This window comes from Saccharothrix texasensis (assembly GCF_003752005.1).
Taxonomy (GTDB): Bacteria; Actinomycetota; Actinomycetes; order Mycobacteriales; family Pseudonocardiaceae; genus Actinosynnema; species Actinosynnema texasense.
Map to the genome: position 1 here is coordinate 8456621 of NZ_RJKM01000001.1, position 19538 is coordinate 8476158.

The following is a 19538-nucleotide window of genomic DNA, read 5'->3' on the forward strand; positions in this document are numbered from 1 at the left end:
CGTCCGCGACACCCGGCGGCGCGGTGCGGCGGCCGGGTTCGACGGCCCCCGGGCGTTCGACAGGGCGTGCCGCTCACCCGGCGACGATCCGCCACTCCTGGTCGGCGCCGCCGGTGACGGGCCACTGCACGACGCGGGCGCCGTCGGCCGACGAACCGCCCTCCACGTCCACGCACAACCCGGTGCGCACGTTGACGACGCGGTGGTAACCGCCGCCCGCGTCGACGAGCCGCCACCACTGGTTGTCGCTCCCGGTGTCCTGCCACTGGTCGAGCCGGGCGCCCTGGCCCGACCCGCCCGGGCTGTCGAGCAGGCGCCCGCTGTGCCGGGCCGCGAGCCGGCACGAGCCGTCGGCGTTCGGCAGGAACCGCCACTGCTGGTTGAGGCTGCCCGTCGCGCTCCACTGGACGACCTCGGCGCCGTCGGCGACGCTCGCGCCGGCGACGTCCAGGGCCTTGCCACTGGCCCGGTTGACCAGCCGGTGCCAACCGGTCGGCGGGGAGGTGGCCGGCAGGGACACGGTGAGGTCCGTGCACCGCCCGGCGACCAGCGTCACCTCGCGGGCGTGGCCGCCGAGGGGCGACGCGAGCAGGGCGAGGTCGATGACACCGCGGTCGGCGTTCTGGCGGGCGATCAGGTGGCCGGTGGACAGCCGCCGGTCGGCCTCCGGCACGCCCAGGTCGAGCCGCGACCGGTCGTACATCCCGGTGTGGACCGCGGCGTGCCGGGAGCGCAGGGCGGCGTAGTCGACGCCGAGGGGCGGCCAGCTGGGCGTGCAGCGGCCGGGAGTCCCACGCGGTCGGCGACTCGTACCGCTCCAGCTTGGTGAGCAGCAGCAGCCGGGTCGCGCCGGCCACGACGACGGTCGACCCGCTCGCGGTCACGGTGCCGCCGGTCGGGACGACCCGGGTGACGCCCTCGTAGCCGAAGACCCCTTGCCCGGCCGGGTACGTGCCGCGCAGGGTCAGGTAGCCGGAGCCGCCGCTGATCGTGGCCGCGGTGGTGTAGCCGACGGTGTCGGGCCGGCCCTCCAGCGCGGTGTTCACGCTGAGCGTGGTGTCCACGGTCCGGCCGGTCGCCGGCAGCAGCTCGTGGACGATCACCCGGTCGGTCCGCGAGACGAACGCCCGCCCGGTCCAGGCGCCGGAGCCGTCGGTCCAGGCCGAGGTGACCTCGCCGGTGCGGAAGTCGGTGACGCGCGCGTAGTCGTCCACCGCCGTCGCGCCGGGAGTGGCGATCCGGAGTTCGTAGGCCGGGTGGTAGGTCTGCGTCCACCGCAACGTCCACCCGGCCGCGAAGTCCCGGTTCGCGCCGGCGTAGTCGCCCGCCAGGGCCTTGTCGCGCGCGGCTGCCAACCGTCCGGCGGTCACCGGCGGGGCGACGGAGCGGGTGCCGTTCGGCAGCACCAGCCGGTGGTAGTTGAAGATCACCTTCTCCAGGGCGGGCGCGCCGTGCAGCACCGCGCCCGTACTCGCCGTTCCCGGTGAGGAACCCGTCGGTCCACGCCGTCGCCGGCGCGGTGTCGTGGATGCCGCGCTCCGGCAAGGTCACCTGCGGTTGCACGGCGGCGCCGGCCCGCCCACCCGGCAGGCGGCGGCGGCTCCGGCCGCCAACGCGGTGAGGGCGAGGAAACCACGCCGGTCCACTGGGCCGTCCACGGCGCACGCTCCTTCGTCCGGTGGCGGGGGAGGAGGACGCCCGGCCGCCGGGTGCACGGCGGGCGGACCACCTCTCTTGGCGTGTCGGCGGCGTGTCCGCGCGATGACGACCGGCGGACCGACATGGGATGGATTTAGAGGACCACCGGCGGGTCGGTGTCCATCCCGCACGGCCAAGCGGCGGGTCGCGTCGGTCGACCAAGCTGGTCAAGACCTCGGGCCAGTACTCGCCACCGCAGCTCCGGGCGCCGAAACCCTTCCGGGGGGATGGGATGTCTTGTTAGCCTGTCGATGCCCTTGACCCCCCGCCCCGCGTCCTCATCGCGGGCCCGCGGGCGGCAGATCCCTTGCGACGGGCCGGGATCAGTAGCACACATCTCGCGCAGGTCCACCCGTCCGGAAGCGGCGAAGTGCCCTGGAACCCCGCCCGTGCGCGGACCCGTCGACGCACGGGCGCGCGCCCGCGGCGCGCTCGGCGAACACGTCTGATCGGAAACCAAGCGAAAGGGAGAAGAAGGTGAGACCAGTCCACACCGCCACGAGGTCGTTGGTGGCGATCGCGGTGTTCGTGTCCGCCGCGCTGCTGCCGTCCTTCGCGGACCACTTCCAGGCCTCGGCCGCCACCCAGGCGACGTACTACGTCGCACCCGACGGCAACGACGCCAACCCCGGGACGATCACGGCGCCGTTCAAGACCGTGCAGCGCGCGCGGGACGTCGTCCGCACGACGAACGCGAGCATGACCGGCGACATCTACGTGTACCTGCGCGGCGGCAACTACCCGGTGAGCAGCACCATCGAGTTCGCGCCGGGTGACTCGGGCACGAACGGCCACCGGGTCGTGTACTCCGCCTACCAGAACGAGACCCCGGTGCTGAGCGGCGGCGTGCAGGTGACCGGGTGGACGCAGCACGGCGGCAACATCTGGAAGGCCCCGCTCAACCGCGCCACCAAGCTGCGGGCGCTCTACGTCAACGACAAGCGCGCGTTCATGGCCACCAAGACGATCAGCTCGCAGGGGTGCTACGGCACGTACAACATCACCGCCGGGCAGGCGTCCTGGGCCCGGGAGTCCGGCTCGCAGTGCGACGGCGCCAAGTACTCCCCGGCCGACCTGCCCGCCATCTCCCGCAACGCCGACGACATCGAGATCGAGACGGCGACGACCTGGACGACGGCCATCGCGGGCGTCCGCCAGGTCACCACGAGCAGCGACGGCGCCAGCCGCGTGGCGCTGTTCCAGCAACCGGGCGCGGCCATCGCCCAGGGCGCGTTCAACGGCAACCACCAGGTCGGCGGGAGCCACAAGTTCATGAACGCCTACGAGTTCCTCGACTCGCCGGGCGAGTTCTACTTCGACAAGACCGCCAAGACGCTGTACTACTACAAGGCCGACTCCGAGAACATGGCGACGGCGACGGTCCACGCCCCGAACAACGTGGCCACCGTGCTCCGGGTCGCCGGCACGTCCACGACCAACCACGTCCGGAACATCACGTTCGCGGGCCTCACGGTGCAGCACTCCGACTGGAACCTGTTCACCGTCGCCGGGTCCTCGTTCAAGCAGGCCCAGCAGGGCAACCTGGGCAACACCGTGTACGTGAAGGGCAACTTCCACGTCTACTACTACCGCAACGTCGACGTCGCGCCGGGCATCGTCCAGATCGAGAACGCCGACCACGTCCAGTTGCAGCGCAACCGCGTCCAGCACACCGGCGCCGACGGCATCAACATGGTCAACGACGTGCAGGACACCCAGCTGACCGGGAACCACACCAACGACATCGCGGGTTCCGCCATCACCGTCGGCCACCCCCAGCACGTCTACATCGGGGACCACACGTCGACCAACGGCGAGAAGTACTCCGCCCAGGTGGAGGGGTTGCCCAAGAACATCGAGATCAAGAACAACTACCTCTACGACAGCGCCGTGCTGTTCAACGGGCACAGCCCCATCTCGGCCTACTTCGCCGACGGCCTCACGGTGCAGCACAACCGGATCGAGAAGAGCCCGTGGTCGGGCATCACGCTCGGCTGGGGCTGGTGGAACTTCGACGGGTCGTCGGGCTCGATCGCGCCCAACCGGCCGACCACCACGGCGAAGAACAACAACATCAGCTACAACCACATCATCGACACGGTGCAGCGCCTCAGCGACACGGCCCCCATCTACACGCTGGGCAGCCAGCCGGGGACCACGATCACGAACAACTACCTCCAAGGCGTCCCGGCGGGCCACAAGTACGGACTCCACCCGGACGAGGGCTCGGCCTACATCACCTTCCGCGACAACGTGCTGAGCGTGGACAAGAACATCACGTGGCTCATCAACTCCGACGACTTCGGGCGCAAGCACGACCTGAGCATCACCCAGACCTACGGGCCGATCAACAAGGTCTCCAACAAGAACCTGCCGAACAGCACCGTCCAGGACATCCTCGTCTCCTCGGACTACGTCTGGCCGGCGGCGGCCCACGGCATCGCGGTGAGCTCCGGCCTGGAGGACGCCTACCGGGACATCGTCCCGCCGGGCAACTACTCCGCGCCCGACCACGCCCTGCCGGCGAGCACGTTCGTCGGCGCCGGCAGCTCGTCGATCCCCGTCCGGAGCACCGGCGACGCGACCAGGACGGTGTGGTTGGCCCCGCAGGGCACGACCACCTTCGCGGTCGGTCCGACGATGACCAGGGCGAGCGGCGCCGCGACGACCATCGAGGTGCCGGCCACGTCCGGTGACTACCGGCTCTACGTCGTGGACGCGCAGGGCAACCGGTCGGCCGAGTCGAAGTCGATCGTCCGGCGCCAGGGCGGCGGCGGACAGCAGGGCGTCACGATCGTCGGCGGCCAGTCCGGCCGGTGCGTCGACATCCCCGGCACGACCGTCACCAACGGGGCCCAGGCCCAGTTGTGGGACTGCCACGGCGGCACGAACCAGCGCTTCACCCACACCTCGGGCAAGCAGCTGCAGGTGTCCGGGACCAAGTGCCTCGACGCCAACAACCAGGGCACCGCCAACGGCACCGCGGTGGTGATCTGGGACTGCAACGGGCAGACCAACCAGCAGTGGAACGTCAACGCCAACGGCACCATCACCGGGGTGCAGTCCGGGCTGTGCCTGGACGCCAACGGGGCCGCCACCGCGAACGGCACCAAGATCATCCTGTGGTCCTGCGGCGGCGGCGCCAACCAGCAGTGGAGCCTGCGCGGCTGAGCCGACCCGGGCCGGCGCGGATCCACCGCGCCGGCCCACCGCGCCGTGCCGTCAGGCCGGGATCTGCGACTTCTCCAGCACCGCCATGAACGCGCGCGACCACAGGGGGAGGTCGGGCCAGCCGCGGCACGAGACCATCGCCCCGTCCACCACGTCCGGCTCGTCCACGAACGTCGCGCCGGCCAGCTCCACGTCCGTCCTCAGCGGTGGGAAGGCGGCGGTCCTGCGGCCCTTCAACAACCCCAGCGCGGCGGGCACCTGCGGGCCGTGGCAGATCGTGCCGACCGGGAGCCCCCGGTCGAAGAAGTGGCGCACCACCCGCCCCACGTCGGGGCTCGTCCGGATGTACTCCGGCGCCCGCCCGCCCGGGATCACCAGCCCGTCGTACTCCTCCGGGTCGACGTCGCCGAACGCCAGGTCCACCGGCAGCAGGTGGCCGGGCTTCTCGGTGTAGGCGTCCCAACCGGGCTCGAAGTCGTGGACCACCAGCTTGACCGCGCGCGTCGTCGGAGCGGCCACGACCGCCTCGTGACCACCCTCGCGCAGTCGGAACACCGGGTACATCGAGTCGAGTTCCTCGGCGGCGTCCGCCGTCAGGACCAGCACCCGAGCCATGCTCGCTCCTCGTCCCCGCTCGACGCGCCGCCGTGCCCCGAGGCTCGCGGACGGCATCGGAACGCTTGAGCGGACTAGATTTCGAACCGGTTCGATCAACACATCGGACCGTACGGGGTCGACGGCCGCCCGCACAATCGGCCGGACAGGTGCCCGGCCGCCGGCGCGGGGACGCGTTCCGCTCCGAAGTGGACGGTGCCGGCGCCGCGTCACACCCAGCCGCGCTCGCAGGCGATCACGCCCAGCTGGAAGCGCGACCGCACGCCCAGCAGGTTCTGCAGGCGCGTGATCCGGCGGTGCAGGGTGCGGAGGCTGACCCCCAGCTCCCGGGCGATGGCCTCGTCGATCGCGCCGGTGCGCATGAGCAGCAGCAGCCGCCGGGTCTCGTCCGTGGGTTCGAGGTCCACCTCGCCCACGTCCCGCCCGGCGGCCGACATGGTCGGTCGCGCCGGCTCAAGCGTGGTCATGGCGGCACATGTCGAAGACACCTCGCACGGGTGTGGACGTCGGGGGAGCAGGCGGGACTCGTCGAAGATGGGTCTTACTCTTGGCCGGCGCGACCGGACAGCCCGTGTCCGACGTCCGCCTGGAGCCGACCGGTCTCCGAGCGTGTCCGGCACACAATGACAGCGTCCCGAAGCCGTTCAAGTCAAGGGAAGAGGGCCGTCGATCTCAAAATGTCCGGATTCGGCCGGCTCGGTCGCGGTGCTGCCGGTGCCCTTGATCGGTGGGGCGGGGTGCCCCGGTGGAGCTGATGAGTCATACTCATCCGGTCGGTCCGGCTCGGTCGGGTCGGTGTGAACGTGCACAGCCGGCAGTCGGCCGACGGCGCCGGCCGGTCACCGCCGGGAGGCCTACCCCGTCGCGGCGATCGGACGCACGGCACCGTCCACTCGCGACGGACCGGCCGGAGCGCGCGCGGACCGCTCGGGCGTCCGGACGACTTCGGCCGGTTGCCGAACTCTCCGCGCGGGCGCCGGGCGCGTGCGCGCGCAGTCTGCGGCGGCGCGGTGGCGGAGTAAAGCCGCCGAACGCGGTATTCGCGGGTTTCCGGCAGGTCGCGGATTGGCGGGTTGTGGACATCCGGCGACCTTGACCCCCTGGAAAACGCCTCATTAGTTTGTTTACCCGACAGACGAATCCTGTCATCAGCCGTTCGGCGTGTTTATCGGCTTGGAGGCCTCAATGGTGAGCTCGTCCAGACGCGGTAGGAGACGGTGGTCGGTCGTCGCGGTCGTCGCCGCGCTGCTCGGGTCGCTGGTCTCCTTGGCCGCACCGGCCCAGGCGCACCCGGGCCACGGCGACGAGACGTTCAAGGCCCTGGTCTTCGGCAAGACCGCCGGCTTCCACCACCCGTCGATCGACGCGGGCGTCGCCGCGATCCGCCAGCTCGGCGTCGAGCACGGCTTCACCGTGGACGCCACCGACGACGCCGCCGCGTTCACCGACGCCAACCTCGCCGAGTACGAGGTCGTGGTCTTCCTCTCCACCACCGGCGACGTCCTCGACGCCACCCAGCAGGCCGCCTTCGAGCGCTACATCAAGGCAGGCGGCGGCTACGCGGGCGTGCACGCCGCGGCCGACACCGAGTACGACTGGGCCTGGTACGGCGACCTCGTGGGCGCCTACTTCGAGGGCCACCCCGAACCGCAGGACGCGACGGTGAAGGTCGTCGACCCGGCGCACCCGTCCACGGCCGGCCTGCCGCAGTCCTGGCGGCGCTTCGACGAGTGGTACAACTACCGCACCGACCCCTCCGCCGACGTGCACGTGCTCGCCGAGCTGGACGAGACCAGCTACCGCGGCGGCACGATGGGGTCGAGCCACCCGATCGCCTGGTGCCAGGACTACGACGGCGGGCGGTCCTGGTACACGGGCCTCGGCCACGCCGACGAGTCCTTCGCCGAGCCCGCCTTCCTGGACCACCTGCTCAAGGGCATCCAGACCGCGGCGGGCGCCGTGGAGGCGGACTGCTCGGCCACCCGGACCGACGCCTTCGAGAAGGTCACCCTCGACGACACCACCGCCAACCCGATGGAGCTCACGATCGCCGACGACGGCCGCGTGTTCTACATCGACCGCAACGGCGCGGTGCGCGTCATCCGGCGTGACGGCGCGGTCGTCACCGCCGGCACGCTGAACGTCTACACCGGACAGGAGTTCGGCCTCCTCGGCATCGCGCTCGACCCCGACTTCGCCACGAACAACCAGCTCTACCTGTACTACTCGCCCGCGGGCGCCGAGGCCGTCGACCGGGTCTCCCGGTTCACGCTGGAAGGCGACACGATCGTGGCGGGCAGCGAGAAGATCCTGCTCACCGTCGCGACCCAGCGCGAGCAGTGCTGCCACGCCGGTGGCGCGCTGGAGTTCGACAACGACGGCAACCTCTACATCACCACGGGCGACAACACCAACCCGTTCGCCTCCGACGGCTACTCGCCGCTCGACGAGACCGCCGGTCGCTCGGCCTGGGACTCGCAGCGCTCCGCGGCCAACAGCAACAACCTCAACGGCAAGATCCTGCGCATCACGCCGCAGGACGACGGCACCTACACCGTCCCGGCGGGCAACATGTTCCCGGCCGGCACGGCCAAGACCCGGCCCGAGATCTTCGCCATGGGCTTCCGCAACCCGTTCCGCATCGGCCTCGACCCGCTGACCAACAAGCTCCAGGTCGCCGACTACGGGCCCGACGCGGGGCAGGCCAACCCCCAGCGCGGCCCGGACGGCCGCGTGGAGTGGAACGTGGTGGACCGGCCCGGGTTCTACGGCTGGCCGTACTGCGTCGGCGACAACACCCCGTACGTCGACTACGACTTCGCCACCGGCGCCTCCGGCGCGCAGTTCGACTGCGCCGCCCCGGTGAACAACTCGCCGAACAACACCGGCATCACCCAGCTGCCCGCCGCGATCGGCACCAAGATCTGGCAGGGCAAGACCAGCACGGGCAACCCCGAGATCGGCGGCAGCGGCGCGCCCATGGCGGGCGGCACCTACCGGTACGACGCGGAGCTCGCCTCCGAGCACAAGTGGCCCGCCTACTGGGACGGCAAGGCGATCTGGGGCGACTGGAACGACAACCGGCTGTTCTCGCTGCAGCTCGACGCCGAGGGCACGGGCGTCGCCGACATCAGCCGGATGCTGCCGGGGATGGCGTTCAACCGGCCGCACGCCATGCAGTTCGGCCCGGACGGCGCGCTGTACCTGATCGAGTGGGGCTCCGGTTTCGGCGGCAACAACGCCGACAGCGGCGTCTACCGCATCGACTACGTGCGCGGCGACCGCGCGCCGGTCGCGGCCGCGAAGGCCGACAAGACCTCCGGGCACGCGCCGCTGACCGTGCGGTTCGACTCGGCCGGGTCGCGCGACCCCGACGGCGACGAGCTGACCTTCGCGTGGGACTTCGACGGCGACGGCGCCACCGACAGCACCGAGGCCGCGCCCAGCCACACCTACACCGCGAACGGCGACTACACCGCGCGGCTCACCGTCACCGACCAGGGCGGCCGGTCCGCGGTCGCCAACGTGCGCATCGTCGTCGGCAACACGCCCCCCGTGGTCACGTTGACCGCGCCGGCCGACGGCGGCTTCATCGACTTCGGCGACCAGGTCTCCTACCGGGTCACGGTCACCGACGCCGAGGACGGCACGGTCGACTGCCAGGACGTCGTCGTGCAGCCCGCCCTGGGCCACGACGAGCACTCCCACGGCTACGAGCAGTACCGCGGCTGCGAGGGCCTGGCGCTGATGTCGGGCGACGAGGGCCACGTGGGCGCGAACATCTTCGGCGTCCTCACCGCGAAGTACACCGACAAGGGCGGCGCCGGCGCGTCCCCGCTGACCGGCGAGTCGATCCTGGTGCTCCAGCCCAAGCACAAGGAAGCCGAGTTCTACACGGCGACCGGCCGCACCGCGGACGGCGTGGGCGACGACACGGTGGGCGTGCAGCAGGAGGACACCACCGACACCGGCGGCGGCAGGAACATCGGGTTCATCACCGACGGCGACTGGTTCTCCCTGCGCCCGGCGACCCTGGAGGGCATCGAGCAGGTGCGGTTCCGGGTGGCCTCGGGGTCCGAGGGCGGCCGGCTCGAGGTCCGCGTCGGCGCGCCGGACGGCCCGCTCGCGGGCACGGCGACCTTCGCCGGCACGGGCGGCTGGCAGAACTGGACCACCGCCACCGCCGAGATCGCCGACGACGTCCCGGCCGGGTCCGAGCTGTACTTCGTCACCCGCAGGCCGCAGGGCAGCACGACGACCAGCTACCTGGCCAACGTGAACTGGCTGGAGTTCGCCGGTCGCGGCGTGACGCACAACCAGCGGCCCGCGGTCGAGGCCTCGGCCACCGCGACCACGGGCACCACGCCGCTGGAGGTCGACTTCACCGCGTCGGCCACCGACCCGGACGGCGACACCCCGATCGGCTACACCTGGGTGTTCGGCGACGGCGGCACCGCCACAGGCGCGTCGGTCAGCCACACCTACACCGCCCCGGGCACCTTCAACGCCAAGGTCACCGCGACCGACGCGCGGGGCGCGAGCGGGACGAAGACCATCCCGATCACCGTCCGCGCGCCCGACGTCACCTGCTTCGCCGGCCGCTCGGACGACTTCCTCGGCGCCGCGCTCGACCGGGACCGGTGGACCACCGTGGTGCGGGAGAACCAGGACCTCGCGGTGCGCGACGGCCACCTGGTGCTGCCGACCGCCCCGTCCGACATCTACGGCACCACCAACACCACGCCCAACATCGTGCTCCAGGACCTGCCGTCCGGGCCGTTCCAGGCCACGGCCAAGGTGCGCGTGCCCGTGCGGCGCGCCTACCAGCAGGCCGGCCTGGTGATCTACGGCGACGACGACAACTACGCGAAGATGGTGCTCGAAGGCCGGTCGGACACCGACGACGCGGCGAGCCGGATCTTCCAGTTCATCCGCGAGGAGGCCGGACAGCCCAACGAGGTCGCCGAGTCCAACACCGCGGCGCTGGGCGCCGGGTTCCCCGACTCGGTGTGGGTCCGCTTCACCAGCGACGGGCAGAACCTGACCGCGTCCTACAGCGCGGACGGGCAGGCGTTCACCGACATGCCGCAGACCAAGGCGCTGGCGGGCATGGTGAACCCGAAGATCGGCCTGCTCTCGCTCGTGGGCGGCGGCGGTGACCGCCCGGTGGTGGACGCCGAGTTCGACTGGTTCACCCTCACCCCCGACGACCGGGCGTCGGTGGCGCCGGACGACGACTTCGCCGGCACGGCGCTGGACGGGTGCCGCTGGAACGCCGTCGTCCGACCCGACCCGGCCCGCTACGGCGTGGCCGACGGCAGCCTGCGCATCGACACGAGCGCCGGCGACATCTACGGCGGTGCGGCCGACGAGCCGGCCAACTTCATCCTCCAGCGCGCCCCCGAGGGCGACTGGGTGATCGAGACGGAGGTGGACGCGTCGGCGTTCGACGAGCGCTACCAGCAGGCCGGCCTGATCGCCTACGCGGACGACGCGAACTACGTGAAGCTCGACCACATCGCCACCAACGAGGCGGGCACGCCCGTCCAGCGCGGCGTGGAGCTGCGCACGGAGAGCGGCGACGTGGTGGGCGAGCCGCAGCCCGGCGCCAACGGCCTCACCGGCGGGGTGTGGCACCTGCGGCTGGCCAAGTCCGGTTCCACCTACACCGGCTCCTACAGCGCGGACGGGCGGACCTGGACGTCGCTGGCGCCCGTGGTCAACGAGAACCTGGCCGGTGCGCGGATCGGGCTGTTCGCCCTCGGCGGCGGTCAGACCGCGTCGAAGCCCGCGAAGTTCGCGCACTTCCGGGTGGTGACGGACCGCACCGCCCCGGTGCTGTCGGTCGTCAGCGACCCGGCGTCGCCGGGCACGGGCGGGTGGTGGACGGGTCCGGTGACCCTCACCGCCTCCGCGACCGACGACCAGCCGGGACCGGTGCGCGTCGAGTACCGGGTGGGCACGGGCGACTGGACGGCGTACACGACACCCCTGTCGTTCGCCGACGACGGGGAGCGGGTGGTCGCGTTCCGCGCGTCCGACGCCGCGGGCAACGTCTCGGAGGAGAAGACGGCGACGGTGAAGATCGACCGCACCGCGCCTCGGCTCACCGTGAAGGTGGACAACGCACCCGGCCCCGAGGGCTGGTGGACGCGGCAGGCGCTGGTCTCGGCGACGGCCACCGACGACGCGTCCGGCGGACCGGTGCTGGAGCACCGGCTCGACGGCGGCCCGTGGCGGCCCTACACCGGTGTCGTGCGGGTGGGCGACGGCGTCCACCGGGTGGCGGTGCGGGCGACCGACGCGGCGGGCAACACCTCCGCCGAGCAGTCGGTCGAGGTGAAGGTGGACACCGCGCCGCCGGTCACGAAGGCCAAGCCGGGCAAGTCCGCGGCCAGGGTCCGGCTCACCGCCTCCGACGCCACCTCGGGCGTCGCCCGCACGGAGTACCGCATCTCCGGCGGCAAGTGGCAGGTCCACCGGGGCGGGGAGATCCACCTCCGGCCCAACGGCAAGGAGTACCTGGAGTACCGCTCGATCGACGTGGCGGGCAACGTCGAGGCCACCGGCCGGTACACGCCCCGGCCGGGTCGCGACGACGGCTGCTGGCAGCACGTCTGACGGTCGCGGGTGAGGCCCGTCCGGGGCCTCACCCGCTCGACCCGCCCTTCCTCGCGGTGCCACGCCCCGCCCCACCTGCCCGAGAACCGAGGAGTGCCATGAGGAACGGGCCGACTCGCCCGCGCACGGGCGGCTCGACCGCGGACCAGGCCACGGTCCGCCGGCACAACCTCTCCGTCGTGCTGTCGCACCTGCGCGACCACGGGCCGCGGTCGCGGGCCCGGCTCGCCGGGGAGACGGGGCTGAACAAGGCCACCGTGTCCAGCCTGGTCGCCGAGCTCGTCGACCGCGGCCTGGTGGGCGAGGGTGAGACGGAGCGGGCCACCGTCGGGCGGCCGGGCCAGATCATCCGGCTCGACGGCGAGCACGTCGTCGCGGTCGGGGCCGAGGTCAACGTCGGCTACCTGTCGGTGCTCGCGCTCAACCTGCGCGGTCAGGTCGTGGCGCGGCAGCGGATCGCGCTGGACACCACCGCGCTGGAGCCGGCGCTGGTGCTGGCCCGGCTGGCCCGGCTGCTGGACTCCGCGCTGGTCGGCGTCACGGCCCGGCCGGTCGGCGTGGCCATCGCCGTGCCCGGCCTGGTCGAGGCCGACACCGGGGTGGTGCGCGCGGCGCCCAACCTGGGGTGGACCGACATCCCGGTGGTCGCCGAGATCAGCAGGCTGCTCGGCGAGCCGCCGTACCCGGTGCTGCTGGACAACGAGGCCAACCTCGCGGCGCTGGCCGAGGTCGAGGCGCAGGGCCTGGACCGAGGCGGCGACCTCATCCTGCTCACCGCGGCGGCCGGCGTCGGCAGCGGCATCGTGGTGGGCGGGCGGCTGTTGCGCGGCGCGCAGGGGTTCGCCGGCGAGGTCGGGCACATGCGCGTGCGCGACGACGGCCCGCCGTGCGCGTGCGGCCGCACGGGCTGCTGGGAGGCCGCCGTGGGACTCAACGCGCTGCTCGCCGCCGCCCCGGAGCACGAGCCGGCGCGCACGTCGGCGCACGAACCGGAGCACGACCCGCTGCCGGACCTGGAGCGCCGGCTGGCCGACATCGGCGAGCGGGCCGCGGCGGGTGACGAGCGGGTGCTGGCCGCCATCGCCGACATCGACCGGTGGCTCACCATCGGCGCGGGCATCCTGGTCAACGCCTTCAACCCGCACCTGCTGGTGCTCGGCGGCTACTTCGCCGCGCTGCGACCGTGGATCGCCGGGTCCCTGCGCGAGGAGCTGCGCGGCCACGTCTTCGCCCGGGACATCGGCGGCACGCGCGTCGCGTTCTCGCCCCTGGGCTTCTCCGGCCCCGTGCGCGGCGGGGCGTCGCAGATCCTCGACCGCGTCTTCCGCGACCCCGTTCTCGTCGAGCCGGTCGACAAGCCCTTGGCACAGGAGGAAACCGTATGACGGCCACGACAGCCCCGCTGCTGTCCGTCCGGGGCGTGGTGAAGCGCTTCCCGGGCGTGACCGCCCTGGGCGGGGTCGATTTCGACGTGCGCGCCGGCGAGGTGCACTGCCTGCTCGGCCAGAACGGCGCCGGCAAGTCGACGCTGATCAAGGTGCTGGCCGGCGCGCACCGCCCGGACGAGGGCGAGATCCGGTGGCGGGGCGAGGTCGTGTCGTTCGACAACCCGACCGCCGCGATGCGCAGCGGCGTGGCCGCCATCTACCAGGAGCTGGACCTGGTGGCCGGGTTGTCCGTCGCCGACAACGTCTTCCTCGGCCACGAGCTGTCCACGGCGGGGTTCACCCGCCGCGCCGAGGTCCACCGCCGCACCCGGGCCCTGCTCGACCGGCTCGGCCACCCGGACATCCCACCGGACCGCGACGTCGGCCGGCTGTCCGCGGCGAACCAGCAGATCGTCAGCATGGCGCGCGCCCTGTCCCGCGACGGGCAGCTGCTCATCATGGACGAGCCGTCCGCGGTGCTGGACCAGGACGAGGTGCGCAAGCTGTTCGCGGTCATCCGGGAGCTGACCGCGCAGGGCGTGGCGATCGTCTACATCTCGCACCGGATGGAGGAGATCCGCGAGATCGGCGACCGGGTGACCGTGCTCAAGGACGGCCGCACGGTGGCGACCGGTCTGCCCGCCCGCGAGACCCGCACCGCCGACCTGATCAGGCTGATGACGGGCCGCGACGTGGAGTACGCCTTCCCGCCCCGAGAGCCGGTCGACCCGACCGCGCCCGAGGTGCTGGTGGTGCGCGGGTTGGCCGCGGGGGAGCGGTTCGCCGGTGTCGACCTGACCGTCCGCGCGGGCGAGGTGGTCGGGCTCGCCGGGCTCGTCGGGTCGGGGCGGTCGGAGATCCTGGAAGCGGTCTACGGCGCGCGCAAGCTGACCGCCGGCACCGTCGAGGTGGACGGCAAGCGGTTGCGGCGGGGCAGCGTCGGCGCGGCCGTGCGCGCGGGTGTCGGGCTGTGCCCGGAGGAGCGCAAGAGCCAGGGGCTGCTGCTGGACCAGGCCGTGTACCGCAACATCACGGTGTCCACGCTGTCGGCGTTCTCCCGCTTCGGCTTCCTCGACAGCGGCGCGGAGCGCGCGCGTTCGCGGGAGCTGACCACGGCGCTGGACGTCCGACCGCCGGGGGTGGACCGGGCGGTGCGCACCCTGTCGGGCGGCAACCAGCAGAAGGTGGTGCTGGCGCGGTGGTTGCTGCGCGAGTGCCGCGTGCTGCTGCTCGACGAGCCGACCCGGGGCGTGGACGTGGGGGCGCGCAGCGAGATCTACGAGCTGATCCGGGACCTGGCCGGCCGCGGCGTGGCCGTGGTGGTCGTGTCCAGCGAGGTCGAGGAGGTGCTCGGGCTCGCCGACCGGGTGCTGGTGGTGCGCGAAGGCCGGGTCGTCCACGAAGGGCCGGCCGACGAGATCGACGAATCCCGGGTCCTCGACCTGGTCATGGAAGGAACCGCCGCATGAGCGAGAACACCACCGCGGTCAGGCCGCCGACCGCGGACCGCGCGAAGGGCGGCGTCACCGCGCTGCTCGGGTCCGCGGCCGGCCGCAACACCGGTCTCGTCGTCGCCCTGGTGCTGCTGTGCCTGGTCGGCGTGGCCACCGCGGGCGACCGGTTCGCCGACGTGGACAACCTGCTCACCATCCTGCGCCTCGCCTCGGTGATCGGCGTGGTCAGCGTCGGCATGACGTTCGTGATCACCGGCGGCGGCATCGACCTGTCCGTCGGCGCGATCGTCGCGCTGTCCTCGGTCTGGGCCACCACCCTCGCCACCCAGGCGATGGCCAACGACAGCCACTGGCTCGTCGTCGTGTTCGCCGCGCTCGCCGTGGGCGCCGGCTGCGGCGTGGTCAACGGCCTGCTCATCGCCTACGGGCGGATCGTGGCGTTCATCGCGACGCTGGCCATGCTCGCCGCCGCCCGCGGCCTGGCCGAGATCATCTCCAACCGCAAGACCCAGATCGTCGACGTGCCGGGCTTCTCCGCGTTCTTCGACGCGTCGGTGCTCGGCGTGCCGGTGCTGGTGGTGATCTTCGCGCTGGTGGCCGCCGTGGGGTGGGTGGTGCTCAACCGCACCACGTTCGGCCGGCGGACCTTCGCCGTGGGCGGCAACCCCGAGGCCGCCCGGCTGGCCGGCATCGACGTGCGGCGGCACACCGTGCTGCTCTACACGTTGCTGGGCGTGTGCTGCGGCATCGCCGCGGTCATGCTGATCGCCCGCACCACCACCGGCAGCTCCACCCACGGCGGCCTGTACGAGCTGGACGCCATCGCCGCGGTCGTCATCGGCGGCACGCTGCTGTCGGGCGGTCGCGGCACGATCGCGGGCACCGTGTTCGGCGTGCTGATCTTCACCACGCTGTCGAACGTGTTCACCCTCAACAACCTCTCCATCTCCGCCCAGGCCGTCGCCAAGGGCGCGATCATCGTGATCGCCGTCCTGCTCCAGCAGCGGCTCGCCCGCCGCAGCGGCGCCTGACCCCGCCACCACCGCCGCCACACCGAGGAGCAACCTCATGTCTCGCAAGGCAACAACCCGTCTCATCGCCGCGCTGTCGGTCGGCCTCGCCCTCACCGCCTGCACCGGCAACACCCCCGAGCCCGCTGCCGGGAGCGGCGACCAGGGCGGCGCCCGGGTCGCCAACGACGAGCCCGGCGAGAAGGTCGTCATCGGCTTCTCCGCGCCCGCCGCCGACCACGGCTGGATGGCCGCGATCACCAACGCCGCCAAGGCGGAGGCGGCGAAGTACTCCGACGTGGAGCTGAAGGTGGTGGAGGGCACCAACGACGTCAACCTCCAGATCAGCCAGGTCGAGACGTTCATCAACGACAAGGTCGACGCGATCGTGCTGCTGCCGTTCGACGGCGCGGCGCTGACGCCGGTTGCGCTCAAGGCGATGAAGGCCGGCATCACGGTGATCAACGTCGACCGCGAGTTCGGCAGCCCCTTCGCCGCGCGCTCCACCGTCTTGGGCGACAACTACGGCATGGGCGTGTCCGCCGGCACCTACATCTGCCAGGAGCTCGGCGGCAAGTCCGACGCGGTCGTGGCCGAGATCGCCGGCATCGACTCGCTGCCCCTGACGCAGGAGCGCAGCAAGGGCTTCGCCGACGCCCTCGGTGACTGCGGGTTGAAGGTGAACAACCGCGTGGCCGCCGAGTTCACCGTGGAGAGCGGCGAACGGGCCGCGGCCAACCTGCTCCAGGCCGCACCGCGCATCGACGCCCTCTGGAACCACGACGACGACCAGGGCGTCGGCGTGACCGCGGCGATCAAGAACTCCGGTCGCAGCGAGTTCTTCATGGTCGGCGGCGCGGGCTCGGCCAACGTCATGCGTGAGATCAAGGCCGCCAACGGCCTGCACAAGGCCACCGTGGTCTACCCGTCCACGCAGGGCGCGGACGGCATCCGCCTGGCGCGGCTGGCCGTGCAGGGCAAGAGCCTCGGCGACCTGGTCGAGGTCGAGGTCCCGCGCCAGGTCGAGCTGTTCGCGCCGGTCGTCACCAAGGACAACGTCGACCGCTACCTGCCCACCGCCTTCGAGTCCTAGGAGATCACCGCTGTGACGACAGCGACGCTGGGTATCGCGATGATCGGCCACGCCTTCATGGGAGCCGCCCACTCCCAGGCGTGGCGGGTCGCGCCCCGCTTCTTCGACCTGCCGCTGCGCCCGGTCATGGCCGTGGTGTGCGGTCGGGACCGGGCCCGCACCGAGGCCGCCGCCGCGCGACTGGGCTGGGCGGAGGCCGCGACCGACTGGCGGGCCGTGCTGGACCGGGACGACGTGCAGGTGGTGGACATCTGCACGCCCGGTGACACGCACGCCGAGATCGCCGTCGCGGCCCTGGCCGCGGGCAAGCACGTGCTGTGCGAGAAGCCGCTGGCCAACACCGTCGCCGAAGCCGAGGCGATGGCGGAGGCGGCGGCCCGCGCCGCCGCGGCGGGCGTGCGGGCGATGGTCGGGTTCACCTACCGGCGCGTGCCCGCGCTCTCCCTCGCCCGCGAGCTCGTGGCGCGGGGTCGGCTGGGCCGGGTCCACCACGTGCGCGCCCAGTACCTCCAGGACTGGATCGTGGACCCGGCCGCGCCGCTGTCCTGGCGGCTGCAGAAGGAGCGGGCCGGCTCCGGCGCGCTGGGCGACATCGGCGCGCACATCGTCGACGCCACCCAGTTCATCCTCGGCGACACCATCCGCGAGGTGTCCGGGACGCTGGAGACGTTCGTGTCCGAGCGGCCCCTGGCGGCCGAGCACTCCGGGTTGTCGGGCACCGCCGTGTCCGACCGCACGGGACCGGTCACCGTGGACGACGCCGCCCTGTTCCTGGCCCGCTTCTCCGGCGGCGCGCTCGGCGCGTTCGAGGCGACCCGGTTCGCGAACGGCCGCAAGAACGCCATCCGCATCGAGATCAACGGTTCGGCGGGCAGCCTGGCGTTCGACTTCGAGGACATGAACGTCCTGCACTACTACGACGGCGGCGACGACGCGTCGGTGGCGGGCTTCCGGCGCATCGTCGTGACCGAGCCGCAGCACCCCTACGTGGACGCCTGGTGGCCCGCGGGCCACGGCCTGGGCTACGAGCACGCGTTCACCCACCAGGCCGTCGACTTCGTGCGCGCGGTGGCCGCCGGGACCGATCCCGCCCCGTCGTTCGCCGACGGGCTCCAGCTGCAGCGCGTCCTGGCCGCCGTCGAGGCGAGCGCGACGTCCCGCACCTGGCATGACGTCTGAGAGGAGAACGAGATGGCGCGTCCGATCACGTTGTTCACCGGCCAGTGGGCCGACCTGCCGTTCGAGGAGGTCGCCCGCCTGGCCGCCGAGTGGGGCTACGACGGGCTGGAGATCGCCTGCTGGGGCGACCACCTCGACCCGTGGCGCGCGGCGGAGGACGACGACTACGTCGCCGACCGGCTGGCGATCCTGGCCAAGCACGACCTGAAGGTGTGGACGATCTCCAACCACCTCACCGGCCAGGCCGTCTGCGACGACCCCATCGACGAACGCCACCAGGGCATCCTGTCCCCGCGCATCTGGGGCGACGGCGAACCCGAAGGCGTCCGCCGGCGCGCGGCCGAGGAGATGAAGGCGACCGCGCGGGCCGCCGCGAAGCTCGGCGCGTCGACCGTGGTCGGGTTCACCGGCTCCTCGATCTGGAAGACCGTCGCGATGTTCCCGCCCGTGCCGCCGTCGATGATCGACGCCGGCTACCAGGACTTCGCCGACCGCTGGAACCCGATCCTGGACGTGTTCGACGAGGTCGGCGTCCGGTTCGCGCACGAGGTGCACCCGTCCGAGATCGCCTACGACTACTGGACCACCGTGCGGACGCTGGAGGCGATCGGGCACCGGCCCGCGTTCGGGCTGAACTGGGACCCGTCGCACTTCGTGTGGCAGGACCTCGACCCGATCGGCTTCCTGTGGGACTTCCGCGACCGGATCTACCACGTCGACTGCAAGGACGCCCGCCGCCAGGTCGGCGACGGGCGCAACGGCCGGCTCGGCTCGCACCTGCCGTGGGCCGACCCGAGGCGCGGCTGGGACTTCGTCTCCACCGGACGCGGCGACGTGCCGTGGGAGCGGGCGTTCCGGATGCTCAACACCATCGGCTACGGGGGCCCGATCAGCGTCGAGTGGGAAGACGCCGGGATGGACCGCCTGATCGGCGCGCCGGAGGCGCTGGAGTTCGTGCGCCGCAACGCGTTCGAGGCGCCGACGGCCTCCTTCGACGCCGCGTTCTCCACCGGCGGGTGAGCGGGGTCCGGTGAGGGCCCGCGCGGGGTGGTCGCCGACGCGGTCCGCCGCGAACCGGTCCGGGGCGCGGTCGGCGACGACCGCCCCGCCCGGTGGCGGCGGGCCCCGCGCGGACCGCGGGACGACATCCGGCCACCCGGCCGCCCCCTGGCGCCGGCCGGCGGCATTCGCCTCACCGATCCTGATGTTCACGCTCACACAAGTCAACCCGGAGGGGGCGCCCACCGTCGGCCTCAGGCTCGGCCTGTGG

Annotated in this window: 12 protein-coding genes and 1 pseudogene; 8 read left to right on the forward strand and 5 right to left on the reverse strand. The window is 72.4% G+C overall.

What is annotated here, in order from left to right; translation table 11 throughout:
- Positions 1-73 precede the first annotated feature (73 nt).
- From EDD40_RS44110 to EDD40_RS44120, 3 genes and pseudogenes are all read right to left on the reverse strand, one after another.
- Entirely contained in the window at positions 74-703 is a 630-nt protein-coding gene (locus EDD40_RS44110; RefSeq protein WP_246038188.1) for an RICIN domain-containing protein, read from the reverse strand.
- Between the two features lie 178 nt (positions 704-881).
- A pseudogene (locus EDD40_RS44115) lies at positions 882-1460 on the reverse strand (glycoside hydrolase N-terminal domain-containing protein); the annotation flags it as partial.
- An 87-nt stretch (positions 1461-1547) separates the two neighbouring features.
- Positions 1548-1658 carry a twin-arginine translocation signal domain-containing protein gene (locus EDD40_RS44120; RefSeq protein ID WP_246038189.1) on the reverse strand — a complete coding sequence of 37 codons (111 nt, stop codon included), beginning with the start codon at positions 1656-1658 and terminating at the stop codon, positions 1548-1550.
- A gap of 517 nt (positions 1659-2175) precedes the next feature.
- Here EDD40_RS44120 and EDD40_RS37915 point away from each other — a divergent pair.
- Positions 2176-4869 carry an RICIN domain-containing protein gene (locus EDD40_RS37915; RefSeq protein ID WP_123747146.1) on the forward strand — a complete coding sequence of 898 codons (2694 nt, stop codon included), beginning with the start codon at positions 2176-2178 and terminating at the stop codon, positions 4867-4869.
- Between the two features lie 51 nt (positions 4870-4920).
- On the opposite strand, the gene EDD40_RS37920 is transcribed toward EDD40_RS37915, so the two are convergent.
- Complete coding sequence (locus EDD40_RS37920; RefSeq protein ID WP_123747147.1) at positions 4921-5484, reverse strand: DJ-1/PfpI family protein; 564 nt, start codon at positions 5482-5484, stop codon at positions 4921-4923.
- A gap of 209 nt (positions 5485-5693) precedes the next feature.
- Positions 5694-5951: a helix-turn-helix domain-containing protein gene (locus EDD40_RS37925; RefSeq protein WP_123747148.1), complete on the reverse strand. Its 258-nt coding sequence runs from the start codon at positions 5949-5951 to the stop codon at positions 5694-5696.
- A 721-nt stretch (positions 5952-6672) separates the two neighbouring features.
- Between EDD40_RS37925 and EDD40_RS37930 the strand changes: the two genes are divergently transcribed.
- The 7 genes from EDD40_RS37930 (at position 6673) to EDD40_RS37960 (ending at position 19288) form a co-directional block, all read left to right on the forward strand.
- Positions 6673-12105, forward strand: a complete 5433-nt coding sequence (locus tag EDD40_RS37930; RefSeq protein ID WP_211348334.1) for a ThuA domain-containing protein — start codon at positions 6673-6675, stop codon at positions 12103-12105.
- A gap of 98 nt (positions 12106-12203) precedes the next feature.
- On the forward strand, positions 12204-13490 hold the full coding sequence (locus EDD40_RS37935) for an ROK family transcriptional regulator (protein ID WP_123747150.1): 1287 nt from the start codon (positions 12204-12206) through the stop codon (positions 13488-13490).
- Positions 13487-15001, forward strand: a complete 1515-nt coding sequence (locus EDD40_RS37940) for a sugar ABC transporter ATP-binding protein (RefSeq protein WP_123747151.1) — start codon at positions 13487-13489, stop codon at positions 14999-15001. The genes EDD40_RS37935 and EDD40_RS37940 overlap by 4 nt, the downstream gene beginning before the upstream one ends.
- On the forward strand, positions 14998-16017 hold the full coding sequence (locus tag EDD40_RS37945) for an ABC transporter permease (protein WP_123747152.1): 1020 nt from the start codon (positions 14998-15000) through the stop codon (positions 16015-16017). The genes EDD40_RS37940 and EDD40_RS37945 overlap by 4 nt, the downstream gene beginning before the upstream one ends.
- A 37-nt stretch (positions 16018-16054) precedes the next feature.
- Complete coding sequence (locus EDD40_RS37950; RefSeq protein WP_123747153.1) at positions 16055-17089, forward strand: substrate-binding domain-containing protein; 1035 nt, start codon at positions 16055-16057, stop codon at positions 17087-17089.
- A 39-nt stretch (positions 17090-17128) separates the two neighbouring features.
- Positions 17129-18268, forward strand: coding sequence for a Gfo/Idh/MocA family protein (locus EDD40_RS37955; RefSeq protein ID WP_123747154.1), 1140 nt, complete (start codon positions 17129-17131; stop codon positions 18266-18268).
- 12 nt (positions 18269-18280) lie between these two features.
- Positions 18281-19288 (forward strand): sugar phosphate isomerase/epimerase family protein, encoded by a 1008-nt coding sequence (locus EDD40_RS37960; RefSeq protein ID WP_123747155.1) that lies wholly within the window; start codon positions 18281-18283, stop codon positions 19286-19288.
- The last annotated feature ends 250 nt before the right edge of the window (positions 19289-19538 follow it).